The organism is Sphingobacterium hungaricum, from assembly GCF_015210005.1.
Classification (GTDB): Bacteria; Bacteroidota; Bacteroidia; order Sphingobacteriales; family Sphingobacteriaceae; genus Sphingobacterium; species Sphingobacterium hungaricum.
In genome coordinates, this window is sequence record NZ_MU158698.1 from 1,110,803 (window position 1) to 1,123,728 (window position 12,926).

The following is a 12,926-nucleotide window of genomic DNA, read 5'->3' on the forward strand; positions in this document are numbered from 1 at the left end:
GTAATTTTCTTAATTGATTTGCTCTTTATATTTGATGATGAAGACTTTCCTCCAAAAATGGATGATTCTTAGCAGCCAAAGGATGCTTGCTTAATTTACTCATCACTAAGAAAGTAAATAACCCAACAAAACCAATCGCAGTACCAATTTCAGGAATTCCAAATCCTCTGTGGTTCTCTACTGTACCAGGCATGATCATGATGTAATAATCCAACCAGTGACCTAATAACAATAAGATACATACAAATAGCATAATATTTTGCTTACGCTTCACATCACGATCGACTAAAATCAGCAATGGCGCGACAAAGTTAATGATTATACTTAACCAAAACCATGGTTTATATTCTGGTTCCCATCTTTTGTAGAAATAAACTGTTTCTTCAGGAATGTTTGAATACCAAATCAACATGAACTGAGCAAACCAAACGTATGTCCAGAAGATAGAAAAACCGAACATCAATTTTCCTAAATCGTGTAAATGATTTTCATTTACCCATGCCATATAGCCCGCTTTTTTCAATAAGATTAAGATCAAAGTGATCAATGACAAACCACTAACCCACATTGCAGCAAAGTTATACCAACCAAACATAGTTGAAAACCAGTGTGCTTCAAGTGACATGATGGTATCGAAAGACCAAATTGGCGTAGTGAAACCAAAGATTACTAAGAATATAGCAGAAAGCTTAAAACTCTTTTTGTAAGAATTTAAACCACCGTCTAGATCTTCCTTATACGAAAGTCTAGCAAGGATTACTGCAAAAATACTGTATGATCCCATGAAGATGATCTGGCGCAATAAAAATCCAGGCATATTTAAGAATGCAGATTTTCCCGCAACCAATGAATCATAATTAGGGCTATTCACATCCGTAATTCCTTCAGCGTACCAATGATGATACAGGTTGTGAGAATAAAGGCCTAGACCAACAATTACTAATAAAATTACTGAAGCAATCGGCAATACGCTTGCCATAGCTTGAGGAATACGAATTAATCCTGCGGACCAACCCGATTGAGTTACCAATTGTAAAGCGACGAAAAAAGCTCCGGCCGCACATACACATGTAAAATAATAACCCATCAACAATAAATTAGCATAGGTACGTTCTACCGTAATATGATCACCGGAAAGCAAACCGAAAGCTACAGCAGCTATTCCTACAACGATGGCGATTATACTCCCTATCTTGGCTTTTCCTGCGAATGTATATCTTTCGCCGAAATTATAATCGTGATGATGACTGTGAGTTCCCATTTATTATATTGATGTTAATTATTTTTTTTGTAATTCGTGTACATACATTACCACTTTCCAACGCTCTTCTGGCGACACTTGTGACGCGTAAGAACCCATTGAGTTCAATCCGTAAAAGATTGTGTGGTAAATTTTTCCATCTGTTAAATCGCTCATTAAACCACCTCTAGATGACATAGATCCTGTAGATTTATGAAATGATGGCGGCGGAGGGAAGTTTTCCAATTGACGTTTTCCTCTTGAATCTTCAACCGAACGATCTTGAGTAATAGGCCCATCTCCTTTTCCATCTACACCATGACATACTGTACAATAGGTGTGGAAAAGCGCTTCTCCTTGTTTTAAGTTTTCAGCAGTTACAATTAAAGGATTTACTAATTCACGACCTGCGCGTTCGTAATCTTCAACAGTATTTGCAAATTCAAAGCGTTCGAAACCTATCGGCGTAGTTCCATCCGGAGGAGTCTGCGCAGTGATTCCGTCTGCAAAATTTTTATTTGGCTGATCCGGGTTAAAAGCGATCGGATCATACATATTACGAGCAAATTCCCAGCCTGTACTGCGTGTTTTACCATCTCCACAAGCAGATAAAATTGCTGTCAATGCAACAGCCGCACATACAGTTCCAAGAAAACTCTTCTTATTCATAGCTAACATATTTTCTTTCATTGTATTTAACCTCTACAGCTCCTGATTCTTTCAATAAAGAGTCAATAAAAGCATGATCTGTATTTTCACGCGCATCGATAGCGATAACAAAACGGTCATCTGATGCTCTCAAATCCATTACCCTTGGTGTACGTCCTGGGAATAAGTGATTGCGAAAGAAAAACGTCGCAACCATACCCAAAGCACAAATTAAGATTGTTACCTCAAAAGTAACAGGGACAAAATTTGGTAATGGTAATGAAGGCTTACCTCCGATATTCATTGGCCAATCGTAAGCCATTGTATAATAAAGCAGGCTGAAGCCTAATAAAAATCCTAATGTTCCAAAGCAAAATGCTGCGATAGGCAAACGTGAAGGCTTAACACCTAATTTAGCCTCTATACCGTGAATCGGCATAGGTGTAAAACAATCGTAGATGCTAATGTTATTTGCTTGCAATTTATCTATCCCATACATCATTTCATCGGGATCCGCAAAACTTCCTAATATATAATTTGTGTTGCTCATTGCGATTATTTAACTTTTAATGCGTTAATATCTTCTTCAGAAACTGAATCGTATTTTCCTAATGAATTTCTGAAATATTCCACTTGTTCCTCTGGGAATGCTCCCTCTTGTACCAATTTAGTTTTATGTTGTAAACTAGAACTTTTCAACAACAACTTCACTTCGGCGATTGCAATACCCGGCAAGAAACGTAAGAACAATAGGAATAAGGTAAAGAATAAACCAATCGATCCTACAAAAATACCAACGTCAGTCCATGTTGGGTAGAACATTGCCCATGATGATGGTAAGTAATCACGGTGCAATGAAGTCACGATAATTACAAAACGCTCAAACCACATCCCGATATTTACTACAATCGATAATACCCAGGAGATAGGAATACTTGTTCTGATTTTCTTGAACCAGAATAGCTGAGGTGAAATTACGTTACAAGTCATCATACACCAGTATGCCCAAGCGTAAGGACCAGCGATCCTGTTTTCGAAAGCGTACATTTCGTATTCAGAACCTGAATACCATGCGATGAATAATTCTGTTAAGTAAGCGATACCTACAATCGAACCCGTAACTAAAATAATTTTGTTCATTGACTCGATGTGGAACATCGTAATGTAATTTTCGAAATTCATTACTTTACGAAGAATCAACAATAAAGTCTGTACCATTGCAAATCCAGAGAAAATCGCTCCCGCAACGAAGTACGGAGGGAAAATCGTTGTATGCCATCCTGGAATAACTGATGTTGCAAAGTCCATGGATACAATCGTGTGTACCGAAAGTACCAATGGTGTAGATATACCCGCTAAGATTAGAGACACAATCTCAAACCGTTGCCAAGTTTTTACGGAACCATTCCATCCGAAAGATAAAACGGAATATATTTTTTGTTTCAAACCACTTGCACGGTCACGTACAGAGGCGATATCAGGTAACAATCCACAATACCAGAACACTAAGGAAACGGTAAAGTATGTCGAGATGGCGAATGCATCCCATACAAGTGGTGAGTTAAAGTTTACCCATAGCGATCCAAACTGATTTGGAAGCGGGAAAATCCAGTATGCTAACCAAGGACGCCCCATGTGAGCAACAACATACGTCGCCGCACAAATAACGGCAAAGATAGTCATGGCTTCAGCCGAACGGTTAATGGAGTTACGCCAGTTTTGGCGGAAAAGCAGCAATACTGCGGAGATTAACGTTCCGGCGTGACCAATACCAACCCACCAAACGAAATCGGTGATATCCCAAGCCCAGCCTACAGTTTTATTTAATCCCCATGCACCGATACCTGTCCAAAAGGTATACGAAACACTTACAACCCACAACATAGCTCCAAGGGCAGCGAAGATAAAACCTATCCACCATGCTTTGTTGGGCTTATTTTCAACCGGAAGCAAGATATCATCGGTCACTTGTGCATAAGTGATATTCTTGCCGGTTATTAATGGTTCTCTTAATATTGATTCGTTATGCGATGACATAGTTTTTTTATTTCAGATATAGAGTAATATTTACGCTTCAAACGTGTTTCTAACTTTTGTCATGTAGCCGATATTCGGTTGTACATTGATTTCTTCTAACACATAATACACGCGCTCGTTACGTAATGCTTTAGCTACTTCAGATTCTGGATCGTTAGCATCTCCGAAGATGATTGCATTTGCAGAACAAGCTGCTTGACATGCCATAGTTACATCTCCGTCTTTCAACTTACGGTTTTCAATCTTCGCTTGTAACTTACCAGCTTGGATACGCTGAATACACATCGAACATTTTTCCATAACCCCTCTAGAACGTGTAGTAACATCTGGGTTAAGAACTAATTGCGTGAATTCATTGTTCAAATAATTGTCAAAGCGTGAATCATTCCAGTAGTTAAACCAGTTGAAACGACGTACTTTATATGGACAGTTATTCGCACAGTAACGTGTACCGAAACAACGGTTATAAGCCATATGGTTCAATCCTTCTGATGAGTGAACAGTCGCTAGAACTGGACAAACAGTTTCACAAGGAGCGTGATCACAGTGTTGACAAAGCATTGGTTGGTGAACAACAGTAACGCTTTCAAAATCTTGCAAATGCTTGATTTTTTTCTCTTCTGTGTAACCTACCACTTCGTTTTGTTCGTTTACATCTTGAATCGTGTAGTAACGGTCTATACGCAACCAGTGCATCTCACGACGGCGGCGAACCTCGTCACGTCCAACAACTGGAATGTTATTTTCTACATTACAAGCTACGATACATGATCCACAACCCGTACAAGCATTTAAATCGATAGCCATAACCCATTTGTGACCTGGGCTCTCAAATTTATTCCATAAATCGTATGTTTTATGCGTATCTGAGAAACGGCCTGACTCGGAGTTAGGATCTTGTAAATATTTAGCGAAAGAAGTCTCACGAATGATGTTACGTCCTTCGATTGTATGGTGTGTTTGTGTTTGAGCTAATTCGTAAGTTCCTGCTACTTTCTCAATAGTAGCTTTTGAAGAAAACTGAACCGTACCGTTTACTAATTTTGCAAAAGGAAATGCATTTTCACCAACATTGTTCCCTGCTTTTCCAACTAGGTAACGTCCGTATCCAACAGCGATGGAAACAGTTCCCATGGCTTGGCCTGGTTGCAATAAAGCTGGCAATTCGACTGAATATCCATTTGCTTCAACTTTAACAACACCATTCTCACCTACACCGATTTGCTCAGCGAATTTAGGGTTGATAGCAGCATAGTTGCCCCAAGTTACTTTAGATATTGGATCAGGAAGCTCTTGTAGATACGCGTTATTCGCATAACGTCCATCACGCATTCCTGTCGATTCGTATAATCTTAATTCAACTTCACCAGCGATTGATTTGTCCAAAGCAGTTACTGCGCTAGCAGCAGATTGGACATCGCCATTGAACGTATAGAAAGAACCAGAGTTAGTTCCTTTATAGATAAATCCTGTCTGTAAAACTTGTTTCCAATCTTTTCCAGTTCCAGCTAAAATTGTTGCTTCCCAGTTTTGCTTAACGAAATCATAGATTGAAGATGTGTTACCAGCCCAAATCAATAAACTTTGTTCAGCTTGTCTAGTATTGAAGACTGGATTGATTGTTGGTTGAACAACTGTGAAATATCCTTCTTTTGAAGAAGCATCACCCCAAGATTCTAAGAAATTGCTTGTTGGTGCAATTGCTTTTAAAGTAGTTGCTGTTTCGTCTGCGCGGTCTGAGAACGATAAAGTGAACTCAACTTTTGCTAACGCATTTTTCACATCTTCCGATTTGTAATAATCATAAACAGGGTTGCTGTTTAAGAAGAACGCTACTCCTACTTGTCCTGCATTTGCATTCGCAATAAATTGCTGAAATGCTGCATCTGATCCTTGGTATTGTTTTGAATAATTATCCAAATCAATAATCGATCCGTATGCACCTAACGCGCTGTTGATCGCATTCACTAATGTCTGTACGTTGACATCATTAGATCCTGAAACAACAACTGCATTGCGTTGGTTGCTTTGCAATTCTTTTGCGGTTAACTGAATCGCTGTAGCTGCTTTTTTGTTTGCTGTAACACCTCCTGAAAGATTTGCACCTGTAATTGCATTGTATAATGAAATTAACACAGCACCTTCTTCAGATGGTTTGATAGCTATACGCACATCTGCATTTGAACCTGTCATCGAAAGACCTGATTCAAACTGGATATGACGTGACATTTTTCCGCTTTTCAGCGTCTTGTGGTCACGGTTTCTAATAAAGTCTTGCGTGTGTTCTTCGCCAGCTAACCAAGATCCTAAGAAATCAGCTGCGACCGAAACAACTACTTGCGCATTTCCAAAATGGTATGAAGGAACAACTGCTTTTCCGAAAGAAGTTCTGTTGGCTTCAATTATTCCGCTGTAAGAAACAGCATCCACTTGTACATGATTCGTAGTTGGATATTTTGCCGCTAATTGAGCAATTGATGCTAACGTAGTCGGACTGTTTACCGTATTTGAAACGATTGTAATTTGTTTTGCAGAAGCTGTTGCCTTGTTTAATGCAGCGATAACTGTTGCATCCAATGCAGACCATTCCACATCCTTGTGGCCGATCTGTGGATTGTGCAACTTAGACATATCGTATAAATCCAAGACTGAAGCTGTTGTTGTTGCATCAGTACCTTGATTTAATCCGATCGAATTGCGATTTGCTTCTAATGAAATTGGACGACCTTCACGGGTGCGCACAATTACACTTTGTCCATTGAATGAAGAAGCGTAATAATTTGGTATACCTGGAGTTATTTCTTCAGGCTTAATTACATAAGGAACGGCTTTGTGTATAGGTGTACGATTACAGGCTGCTAAAGTAACAGCACCCAATCCAAATCCTAAAGCTTTAAGAAAATCACGACGAGGTGTTTTCGTACTCAGACCTGCTTCATTCAATACATCTTCTACAGGAATAGATTCGGCAAACTCACTCTTGCTTCCTTTTACGAATGCAGGAGTTTGATTTAACTCTTCCAAACCTTTCCAATATTTTTTATTGCTATCCATTTAAGCTGTATATAAGATTGCGTTTTGTTAATTAATGATTAATAATGACATTTTCCACATTCCAAACCACCCATCATTGCGGCAGTAACTTTCTCACCTTTTTTCAATTTTTCGTGAGCTGCGATCAAATCATCGTAATATTTATTGTCGACATTTACCTCTGTCTCTTTGTGACAGTCCACACACCATTTCATTGTCAATGGAGAGTATTGATAAACTTCTTCCATATTTTCAATCGGTCCGTGACAAGTCTGACATTCTACTCCTGCAACCACAACGTGTTGTGAGTGGTTAAAGTAAGCGAAATCAGGTAAGTTGTGAATTCTAACCCACTCGATAGGTTTAGGATTATTTCCGTACTCTTTCGTGTCAGGATTGTAATCCAATGCACGGTAAATTTTTGCAATTTCCGGCGAAAGCTCTCCATCATAATGATCTGCAGCAGTCACTGTGTTGTGACAGTTCATACAAACATTTGCTGAAGGAATTGATGCGTTTTTAGATTTGAATGCACCACCGTGACAGTATTGACATTCAATTTGATTCACACCTGCATGTATCTGGTGAGAAAATTTAATTGGCTGAACGGGTTGATAACCTTCATGAACACCAATGTTCCACATGGTTTTCCAACCTCCGACAGCTAACAAAGCAACAAGCATCAAAACAGCGAACCCGACAAGCTTTTTGTTCTTAACAAATGCTTTTGCAAATTTCGCAAATTTGTTTTCAGTGTATTCTTCGTTTTTAGCTTCAGCCTCAAGAATAGCTGCTTGATTATTTAAAATAACGTTTTCTAATGAACGAATAACGCGGTTCAAAATAACAATCACCAATACCGTAACGACTACCAATCCAATTAGACCAACAATCATCCATGTATTTGCATCACTGCTTCCAGTTGCCCCTGCTTCACCCCCACCTGGAGTATTCGCTTTTTCAGCTAACTTTACTTCTTCAGCTTTAACGTAAGCGATGATGTTTTTAATTTGATCATCCGAAAACTGAGTAAAAGCAGTCATGGCAAGCTTATTGTACTCTTCGTAAATAGCAACAGCAGCAGGATCACCAGCCTTAATCATGGCTTGTGAATTTCTGATCCAGCTAACTAACCACTCTTCCGAATGTCTTTCACTCATTCCGGCTAAAGCTGGTCCTGTTACTTTTCGATCTACTTTGTGACAAGTAGTACAATTAGCCTTAAAAAGGGTCTCACCCTCTTTCACATCTTGCGCCTGAGATGTCGAATGAATAGCAAATAACATTAAGAAACTTAATGTTATTCCTTTTGTAAATCTTCCCAAAACGGATGAGATATTTCTCATATTTAGCACTTTAACCTATCTATTAATGAATAATAATATTAAAATTCTGTTTCTTTAAGAGCAATTCTCCCACAAAACATGCACAAAAGTATAACTTATTAAGTAATCCCTGACAATATCATGACCTAATTTATCAATTTATAATCATTCTAAATTATTTGGTTTTAGTGTCATTTTTTGGGTATTTTATTTAAGTTAATTTGTTTATTAAACATATCTACAGTAAAATTGTTTAACTTAAACAGCTCTAAAAAGTTAGGGCATTCTCAGTTAAAAAAAATTCAACTATGAACAGTCATTTTATCACAAAAATACATTTATTCACATTTCTTCTTGCGACTTTTGTCTTGCTCAATACAGCTTGTTCACAAACGCAAAAACAGGAAAATAAAAAAACGACCATGAAAGAGGATTCAACATACAACAAATTAACGGACGAAGAGGCTTATGTCATCTTGCATAAAGGAACCGAACGTCCATACACAGGTGAATTATTGGACAACAAAGCGAAAGGAACTTATACTTGCAAACGTTGCGATGCGCCCTTATATCGCTCAGAAGACAAATTTGACTCGCATTGCGGATGGCCAAGTTTTGATGATGAGATTAAAGGTGCCATCATACATGAAACCGATGCTGATGGACACCGTACAGAAATATTATGTGCAAAATGTGGCGCTCACCTTGGACATGTATTCGAAGGCGAACGCTTCACCGATAAAAACACAAGACACTGCGTAAATTCCATTTCGATGAAATTTGTAGCAGACAAATAATTTTTAGTCTCTAATTTTTAAAGTACAAGGAACGACGATTTTATTCGTCGTTTTTTTCTTTTCTGTAATTTCTCTGACTAGGCTGCTTACAATTTCTTTCGCTAACGTATGGATATCTTGAGAAACTGCGCTAATACGCGGTTCATGCAGGCCAAACAACGTATGTTCGTCAAAAGAAAATATTTTGGGCTGTTTTATTCCATACTTTTTAATTGCCTTAAGCCCCAAAATCGCTAAGTAATTCGTCGCGAAAAAAACAGAATCTACTCGATTCTCGACCAGAAATTCGTGAATGAGGGAGATTGCCTCTTCCTCTTTTTCATCCATATTTATTTTCTTGATGTACGCTTGGCTTTTATGATCGTCAATCGCTTTCATATAGCCTTCCAATCGATCGCGCATTTGTGTCTGATTCGAATACAGCGAGAAAAAGCCTACTTTTTGTGATTTGCCTTCGGCCAATAAATATTTCGTCGCTTCATAAGCGCCATTGAAGTTATCAGAAACCACATAATTTGTTTCGACTTCGGGCAGATAGCGGTCAAATAAAACCAAAGGAATGTTGTTGTTGATCAAATTTTGAATGGTCTCTTGCAAACCTTCGGACGGAGTCAGAATAAATCCGTCTACTTGCCGATCATAAAAAAGCTGGATCAATTCCTTTGTTTTTGTCTCATCATTATCCGTACTGCAATAAATAATGTGATAGCCATGTTCGTAAGCATTTTTCTCAATTTGCTTAGCCATGTTGGAGAAGAATGTATTTCCGATATCTTCTACCAACAGACCTAAAATTTTTGTCTGGCCCGTGCGTAAGCTTTTTGCCAATTGGTTCGGCTTGTACCCAACTTTTTTGATGTGGTTCAGCACTTTTTTGGTCAATGCCTCGCTGATTCTCTTTTCCTTAGATTTATCATTTAAGATAAACGATACTGTGGTAACTGAAATACCCAGATCTCTGGCAATATCACTTATTAATATTCTTTTCTTCATGCAAATGAACTAGGTTTTTAATTTAATCAATGGTTATTTTTTAAATTTAGCAAATTTTAGCAAATATTTTAGCAAATCGAAAATTTAATTGCTTAAAGGATTTACTGAGCCGTTAAAGATATTTTTTGTATCATTATATCCGAAAATGAAATTATAGTATATGTTTAATCTTAAAATTAACAAAGCTGTTGCTACTGCCTTATTATTTAGCAGTTTAGCTTCAGTTTCCCACGCACAGCAATTAACACAATATGTCGATCCATTTATAGGATCTGACGAACACGGCCACGTTTTTGTCGGCGCGAACGTTCCTTTAGGAGCTGTACAGCTTGGTCCGTCTCAGATTGCTCAAACTTGGGACGAATTCAATGGTTGGGATTGGTGCAGTGGATACAATTACAAAAGCAATGACATTTTAGGTTTTACGCACACACATTTAAGCGGAACGGGAATCGGTGACCTGAATGATATCATGATTGTTCCTGCAAATGGAAAAGTGCAATTATTTCCTGCGGAATTCAACAAAATGAATACAGGTTATGGCTCTTTATTCAAAAAAGAGAATGAGATCTGCGTACCGGGATTTTACAGTGTCAAATTAGATGACTACCAAGTTCGAGCGAATTTAACCGCTACCGATCGCGTTGGTTATCATCAATACATCTACGAAAACACCGATAATGCACATATTTTCATTGATTTGGGATTCAAAATGAATTGGGATAAAACAACGGATTCCTATTTCAAACAAATCAATGACAGCACATTTGTCGGGTACCGCTTTTCGACAGGCTGGGCAAATGACCAAAAAGTTTATTTCGCGATCAGAACTTCTGCTCCGATCACGAACGTGCAATTTTATGATGATAAAGATCAAAAATTCGGATCATCGACTGTCAAAGGTTTAGCCATAAAAGCGGCCTTATTTTTTGACGCAGTCAAAGACAAAAAAATTGAATTGAAAGTCGGAATCTCTCCGGTCAGTACGGTCAATGCATTAGCTAATATTGATGCTGAAATTCCAAATTGGAATTTTGAGCAAGTCAAAAAGCAAGCAGACGAAAAATGGAACCAAACATTGAACAAAATACAGTTTGAAGGCGACAACGATACGAAGAAAATTTTCTACACGGCGATGTACCATACGTACTTCGCTCCTACGGTGTTCAATGATGTGAATGGAGATTATTTAGGAACTGATAAACAAGTTTACGAAAAACAAGACTTTACGAATCATACCCTATTCTCGCTTTGGGATACCTACCGTGCATTGCATCCCTTGATGAACCTGTTAGAAGACAGAAAAATCAACCAAGATTTCGTTAAATCGATGCTTGCTATTTATCAGCAACAAGGAAAATTGCCTGTTTGGCATCTTCAAGGCAATGAAACCAATACAATGGTCGGTTTGCCAGCGATTCCTGTTGTGGCAGATGCCGTAGTCAAAGGAATTCTAGACGAAAAGGATTTTGAATTAGCTTGGGAAGCGGTGAAAACAACAGCGATGGGTTACGAGCATGGGTTAAAATTTGTTCGCGAATTAACCTACATTCCAATCGACAGCATGGATCACGAATCGGTGGCTTGGGCTTTGGAATATGCGATTGCAGATTACAGCGCGTATGTGTTGGCGAATAAATTAGGAAAGACAGAAGATGCGGCCTATTTCGAAAAGAGATACAAATTGTACGAACAATATTTCGATAAAGAAGTCGGACATTTTGTAGGCAGAAAAGCTTCTGGAGAATTTAGAAGACCTTTCAACCCATTGATGGCCAAACACCGTGAAAATGATTACTGCGAAGGAAATGCATGGCAATACACATGGTTAGTTCCTCAGGATGTTGAAGGATTAATCAAGCTTTTTGGCGGTGAAGATAAGTTCTTGAAGAAGCTGGATGAATTCACAACAATGTCTTCAGATTTGGGTGAAGAAGCTTCCAATGACATCACAGGTTTGATCGGTCAATATGCGCAAGGAAATGAACCAAATCATCATGTTCCTTACTTATATGCCTATGCGGGCGAACAATGGAAGGGTGCGGCATTGGCTCGAAAAGCGATGATCGACTTTTACACAAGCAAACCCAATGGTTTGTGCGGTAATGATGATGCAGGACAGATGAGTGCTTGGTATGTGTTTTCAGCAATTGGAATCTACCCTTTGAACCCGATTAGCGGCGTTTATGTTTTTGGTTCCCCAATGATGGATAAAGCGACAATCAATCTTCCAAATCAAAAACAGTTAGTGATTGATGTAAAAAATCAGGCGAAAGAAAACAGTTATATCAAAAGCATCAAAGTGAATGGCGTTGCCTATGCAAAATCATACATTACCTACGATGATTTGTTGAAAGGTGGAAACATTGAAATTGAAATGAGCAACAAGCCGAACAAGAAATTTGGCAGAGACAAGTCAACTTGGCCTACTTCTAAAGGGATTTAATGCCAAATCAAAAAAGGAACAATTATTGGTATTAATTAATCAAGGAGAAATATTATGTCAGAATTTAACAACATTAATTTACAAGATGTTCCTGATGATGGAAAAGGAAATGATTTTTACGCAAACTTCAGAACGAAGTTGAATGAAGTAGAACAATTCCCAACACTATATACATTTAAATTTATCATTGAGGCATCGGAAGAAAAGATCAATCAAGTCAAAGAAATTTTCAAAGACACGAGTGCTAAATTTTCAGAAAAAGAATCTTCGAAAGGAAAGTATAAATCGCTGACCGTTGAAGTCTATGTACAATCTGCGGATCAGATTATCGATTTCTACAAACAAGTTTCGACGATTGAATCTGTGATTATGTTATAATAAAATTGTAGAATAAATTAAAAAATGGC

At 38.1% G+C, this 12,926-nt stretch carries 10 protein-coding genes; 3 read left to right on the forward strand and 7 right to left on the reverse strand.

Translation table 11 applies throughout. The features are described 5' to 3' along the window. Positions 1-25: 25 nt before the first annotated feature. From C4F49_RS08070 to C4F49_RS08095, 6 genes are read right to left on the reverse strand one after another with little or no spacing between them, the layout of a single operon-like run. The gene (locus C4F49_RS08070; protein ID WP_196935360.1) at positions 26-1,261 is read right to left on the reverse strand and encodes a quinol:cytochrome C oxidoreductase; all 1,236 of its coding nucleotides are present in this window, start codon (positions 1,259-1,261) and stop codon (positions 26-28) included. A gap of 18 nt (positions 1,262-1,279) precedes the next feature. Further along, positions 1,280-1,909, reverse strand: a complete 630-nt coding sequence (locus C4F49_RS08075) for a c-type cytochrome (RefSeq protein ID WP_336244677.1) — start codon at positions 1,907-1,909, stop codon at positions 1,280-1,282. After that, complete coding sequence (locus C4F49_RS08080; protein WP_196935362.1) at positions 1,902-2,438, reverse strand: DUF3341 domain-containing protein; 537 nt, start codon at positions 2,436-2,438, stop codon at positions 1,902-1,904. The genes C4F49_RS08075 and C4F49_RS08080 overlap by 8 nt, the downstream gene beginning before the upstream one ends. Positions 2,439-2,443: 5 nt before the next feature. Continuing rightward, entirely contained in the window at positions 2,444-3,925 is a 1,482-nt protein-coding gene (gene nrfD, locus C4F49_RS08085; RefSeq protein ID WP_196935363.1) for an NrfD/PsrC family molybdoenzyme membrane anchor subunit, read from the reverse strand. 30 nt (positions 3,926-3,955) lie between these two features. Continuing rightward, the gene (locus C4F49_RS08090; RefSeq protein ID WP_196935364.1) at positions 3,956-6,979 is read right to left on the reverse strand and encodes a TAT-variant-translocated molybdopterin oxidoreductase; all 3,024 of its coding nucleotides are present in this window, start codon (positions 6,977-6,979) and stop codon (positions 3,956-3,958) included. A 38-nt stretch (positions 6,980-7,017) separates the two neighbouring features. Beyond that, positions 7,018-8,304, reverse strand: coding sequence for a cytochrome c3 family protein (locus C4F49_RS08095; protein WP_196935365.1), 1,287 nt, complete (start codon positions 8,302-8,304; stop codon positions 7,018-7,020). Between the two features lie 287 nt (positions 8,305-8,591). On the opposite strand from C4F49_RS08095, the gene C4F49_RS08100 reads away from it, so the two are divergent. Continuing rightward, positions 8,592-9,080 carry a methionine-R-sulfoxide reductase gene (locus C4F49_RS08100; RefSeq protein ID WP_196935366.1) on the forward strand — a complete coding sequence of 163 codons (489 nt, stop codon included), beginning with the start codon at positions 8,592-8,594 and terminating at the stop codon, positions 9,078-9,080. Between the two features lie 3 nt (positions 9,081-9,083). Here C4F49_RS08100 and C4F49_RS08105 read toward each other — a convergent pair whose 3' ends face one another. After that, positions 9,084-10,073: a LacI family DNA-binding transcriptional regulator gene (locus C4F49_RS08105; protein WP_196935367.1), complete on the reverse strand. Its 990-nt coding sequence runs from the start codon at positions 10,071-10,073 to the stop codon at positions 9,084-9,086. A gap of 160 nt (positions 10,074-10,233) precedes the next feature. Between C4F49_RS08105 and C4F49_RS08110 the strand changes: the two genes are divergently transcribed. After that, a complete protein-coding gene (locus C4F49_RS08110) occupies positions 10,234-12,519 on the forward strand; it encodes a GH92 family glycosyl hydrolase (protein WP_196935368.1) in 2,286 nt (761 codons plus the stop codon). Between the two features lie 54 nt (positions 12,520-12,573). Continuing rightward, positions 12,574-12,897 carry an HP0495 family protein gene (locus C4F49_RS08115; protein ID WP_196935369.1) on the forward strand — a complete coding sequence of 108 codons (324 nt, stop codon included), beginning with the start codon at positions 12,574-12,576 and terminating at the stop codon, positions 12,895-12,897. Positions 12,898-12,926: the final 29 nt, after the last annotated feature.

What these genes read in the sequence shown, in the direction of transcription:
- C4F49_RS08095 (WP_196935365.1), bottom strand. Translation starts at nt 8,304, where the DNA reads ATGAGAAATATCTCATCCGTTTTGGGAAGATTTACAAAAGGAATAACA.
- C4F49_RS08075 (WP_336244677.1), bottom strand. Translation starts at nt 1,909, where the DNA reads ATGAATAAGAAGAGTTTTCTTGGAACTGTATGTGCGGCTGTTGCATTG.
- C4F49_RS08090 (WP_196935364.1), bottom strand. Translation starts at nt 6,979, where the DNA reads ATGGATAGCAATAAAAAATATTGGAAAGGTTTGGAAGAGTTAAATCAA.
- C4F49_RS08110 (WP_196935368.1), top strand. Translation starts at nt 10,234, where the DNA reads ATGTTTAATCTTAAAATTAACAAAGCTGTTGCTACTGCCTTATTATTT.
- nrfD (WP_196935363.1), bottom strand. Translation starts at nt 3,925, where the DNA reads ATGTCATCGCATAACGAATCAATATTAAGAGAACCATTAATAACCGGC.
- C4F49_RS08115 (WP_196935369.1), top strand. Translation starts at nt 12,574, where the DNA reads ATGTCAGAATTTAACAACATTAATTTACAAGATGTTCCTGATGATGGA.
- C4F49_RS08100 (WP_196935366.1), top strand. Translation starts at nt 8,592, where the DNA reads ATGAACAGTCATTTTATCACAAAAATACATTTATTCACATTTCTTCTT.
- C4F49_RS08080 (WP_196935362.1), bottom strand. Translation starts at nt 2,438, where the DNA reads ATGAGCAACACAAATTATATATTAGGAAGTTTTGCGGATCCCGATGAA.
- C4F49_RS08070 (WP_196935360.1), bottom strand. Translation starts at nt 1,261, where the DNA reads ATGGGAACTCACAGTCATCATCACGATTATAATTTCGGCGAAAGATAT.
- C4F49_RS08105 (WP_196935367.1), bottom strand. Translation starts at nt 10,073, where the DNA reads ATGAAGAAAAGAATATTAATAAGTGATATTGCCAGAGATCTGGGTATT.